The following is a 3,660-nucleotide window of genomic DNA, read 5'->3' as shown; positions in this document are numbered from 1 at the left end:
CGGTCTGATCCGACCAAATTGCGACGGCGTCAGCAAAAACAAATCACTCATGGCAGTTCTTCCTGCCATCAGTGAATCAAAAACACGCGAAAATGAAAAGCGCGTTAATCAATAGGGCCTGAGCCTAGTCCTAAGAACTTCCAATTGCCACAAAAAGGAGAACCGGACGCCCATGGAGAAGCGCCCGGTTCACACTTTGCAGCCATGCAGTGCGGAGGTCGCGCTTAACGTGGCTGCCACGCGACAAGATTTGAGAGAAATTTCTGACATAATCAAATCACAATTGTGGCAGTTGGCATGCCCGAGAGAATGATTTGTAACAACGAAACCCCGCCCGCATTGGCTGCGGACGGGGCTCTGGGCCGCTCCATGGTCGGCACGACCGGCAACTGACGTCGCCGATGGTGTGACAATACCTCAACGTGTGCCTGAGGGCTGTGTCGTTGGGAACACTGTGGAAAAAAGATATGACGGTAAGGCTGAACCGACTCTGAACGCGCTTGGAACCGGGTGGCTGCTGCGAGCAGCGCTGCTTGGAAGCTCGGTGCGGCTGTGAACAACGCGGTTTCGGCGACGCACGAGAAAAACAGAACCGGTCGGAACGCGTAACGGTGCCGACCGGTTAGATATGTGGGGTTGTGGAGATAGACTCCACTCGCGAGACTGTGGGCCGTCGGGTTAAACCGAGGTAAAGGAAAGTGGTGTCGCATGTTCGGACTTGTTGAACAGCGTAGTCGTGCGTCTAGCGACCTGAAATTTCCAAAGGCGCCCTCAAGGTTTTATGCGCTTGAAAGGCCACGACGTTCGCGCCGAAAAAGGTGCTGCACGCTAGGAAGGCAGCAATGGTGAGCATGCCGCCGAGTGCTGAATGCATGCAGGTCTCCTATCTTCCTACGGCGGCGATCGAGCCCGGCCGACGCCATTGTCCCCCATCATAGTTAATCGGCGGTAACGGGGATGCGGGTGCTCCGGTGACCGGAGCACCACCAGCCGCACGAACGACGATACGGGCGCGACGCCCTGACCATCAAGCAGAGGCAGGAACGCGAATCCATGTCTAGCTGGCTATTCCGGCCGAGCTAGACGCGCTGGAATTCAAGGCGTCTGCTTAGAAAGAAATAGACAATGATTGAAATCAAAAACATGAGACCCCTGCACATTCGGCAGGGTGCAGGCGAATTATGACGCCATCATAGATTCATGGCTCATTCGCGATTGTGTGATCCTCCGGCGCCAGCGCGGCACCCTGTCTGCGTTGCCGCCAATTCTCCGCAGCGGCGAGAGGTCGGTGGATATACCCGAACGCCACTGGCAGGACTTCATTGACGAGTCGCTGCAGGCATACAGAGATTGGGTAGCTTGGGGGCGGTCTGGGAGTGGCGCGCGGGCTGAGGAGGAGGACGCGGGGGTGCGGCGGATGCTCGATGATGCTGAGCTAGAGACACTGGAATTGGCCGGGATGTAGAGCCACCAATTTCGAAGACCACGGGTCGAACACTGCTACTTCTTCATCAACTCAAGCAACCCCGCAGGGGGGCCTTCATTAAGCGGCTGATCGGGACTCGGCCGGAACAAGGCATTCAAGATGATGGCGCGCTCGTTCTGATCGATGCCGGTCCCGCCCTGTCGCGCGAGCCCAAGGTAGGTCATGACCAAGACTCGCCTATGTGCCGCATCCGAAGCTGCCGAAAGCTGCTGCACGAAATATCTTGATATGTGTTTCAAGATCCACCCTGCGACGAGGACGGGTACCGAGACGACTACGGTACCGGTTAAGGAGAAGCCAGATGTGGAATGCTTGACAATGCTTTCGATGAGTGTCCTGATGCCCGACCAGGCGCATCAGGCGGCCAGCGCCATTGCACCGATTGCGCCTACGAAAACCAAGAATGCCGCTATTACTCGCCGCTGTGATGATGTGGCCACCGCCTCCCAATACTTCGCCGGGGCCTCGAGTTGCAATTTCTCGATGTAAATGCGGTGAAGGTTATCAAGCTCGACCTTGCGCTCGGCCAGATAGCCTTCGAAATATTCACGGGTCGCGCTCGTCTCCCCAAGCTCTGATCGGCTCGCACCCAATGCGTCGTCACTCATCTTAGCATTGGCTACCGTTTTCAGTTCGAGGAGCGGAACAATCAGCGATTTGAGCGTTTGACTCAGTGGCCTAGAGTCACCGAATTCCCACGACATAGCGATGTAAAGGTGTGCTGCCGCAAGCGGCTGCCCGCCGGCGGCAAGCTCTGAAATGCTTGATCCTATGACGCCCCGCATCAGGACGACATCCATACGAGCGGCCAAGGTCATTAATTGCTCGAATTGCCCTGCCTTGTCCTTGTCGACCGAGTCCGAACGTTATCGAGGAGACCACGATGTCCGCTGATAGCTTCTTTCACACGGGCGCGTTCATTCCAAAGCGGAAACTCTTTGGGTAAACCGATAGCGTCGAGTAGCCGCATTTCGGAGTTTATCCACCCGAGCGCTTCAGTCTTCGTCACGGGTTTAGGAGAAACGCACTGTTGTGGGCACTCGATATTCGCAAATGGCGTGGCGTCGTTCTTGCGTGGCACTGCAGGGCCTTTCACCAAGAAGGTCGTCGAGCAGACACTATTGCACGTCTGAGCGTGCGCGCGCTGTCACTCATCACCTTTTCCACAGTAGCCGCGTACCTCGCGCACCGCCTAGTGCTGACGATGTAGCACTAGACGGCGAGGCTAACCAAGCGCCACGCTTACCAGCCAAGAACGGTCCACCAAACGACCGTGACAGCGATTGTGGTGCCGAAACAGATCTTGACCAGCATTTCGTCCTCTTGCATCGTCGTGACCGTTAGACCTAACCCACGGAAACGCGGCATTCCAACGCCCGCACCGCGATTTTTGGAAACATCATCAGGTCTCGTTAACGTGGCCGAGGTCAATCATGAAGAGCCCGCCGCAGAGCCGCGACGACATTTGCCAAGGCGCGCCTGGCCGACGGGGTAGTTGCATGACGCGCCAGGGGTGCGCCCGCCGGCGGTCCAGTTGATGACGAGGTGCCGCTTCTCGCGCCGTGGCCCATGTGGCGCGGGTCGCGATCCGACGGCGTCCTACTGTCTATGCGCGGACCGCCCGTCCAATCAACACAGTCAAACAACGCGAGATTGTTCCGATATTGAAGCAGTTCGAAAAAAAACACGATCATGCCACCCAAATGGGGATGTGCCAACCGAATAATATCAATTTAACACCCGTATACGACGTGAGCTTGAGTTCGTGTTTGTTAAATAGGGTGGAACAGATGAACAGATTAGATCTGGGGAAATTCTGGCTTGCGCGGTTCAGTCGCGAGCTTCCATATGCATCGACACGTATGACGACAAAAATGGCTTGGCACCTGGCGGCGTTGTCAGTGAACAACGATACCGAGCTTGCGCAGTTGCCGGAGGCGGCGCTCGTTCGTTTTCACGGCGGACATCGCAACTTCGTGGAGCTTAGGTCTGACTATCTTCTCCGAAGTGCGCGAGCCATCCAAGCAACCCCAGGCGGCATTGGTCGCGGCAGTACGAGCCGCCAGATGATGGCAGAGTGAACCGGGCACCCATGGAGAGGCAAGCGCCCGATCCGAGTTAGCAGCGGGATCCGCTGGGGTGTTACCGGTCCACTGCACATCGAAAATGGCGAT

2 protein-coding genes and 1 pseudogene are annotated in these 3,660 nt (G+C 56.7%); 1 reads left to right on the top strand and 2 read right to left on the bottom strand.

Annotated elements, in window-relative coordinates; translation table 11 throughout:
• Window positions 1-742: 742 nt before the first annotated feature.
• Window positions 743-874, bottom strand: a complete 132-nt coding sequence (locus AC2YI2_RS34840) for a hypothetical protein (protein ID WP_487391094.1) — start codon at window positions 872-874, stop codon at window positions 743-745.
• A gap of 626 nt (window positions 875-1,500) precedes the next feature.
• Window positions 1,501-2,094, bottom strand: a pseudogene (locus AC2YI2_RS34835) (DUF6161 domain-containing protein).
• A gap of 1,056 nt (window positions 2,095-3,150) precedes the next feature.
• On the opposite strand from AC2YI2_RS34835, the gene AC2YI2_RS34830 reads away from it, so the two are divergent.
• A complete protein-coding gene (locus AC2YI2_RS34830) occupies window positions 3,151-3,567 on the top strand; it encodes a hypothetical protein (RefSeq protein ID WP_487391093.1) in 417 nt (138 codons plus the stop codon).
• Window positions 3,568-3,660 lie beyond the last annotated feature (93 nt).

The organism is Rhizobium sp. SRI_017, assembly GCF_057586295.1.
This window is presented reverse-complemented; position numbering and strand designations above follow the sequence as displayed.

Excerpts from the sequence above, each read along its gene's own strand:
- AC2YI2_RS34840 (WP_487391094.1), bottom strand. The coding sequence starts at position 874 with ATGCATTCAGCACTCGGCGGCATGCTCACCATTGCTGCCTTCCTAGCG.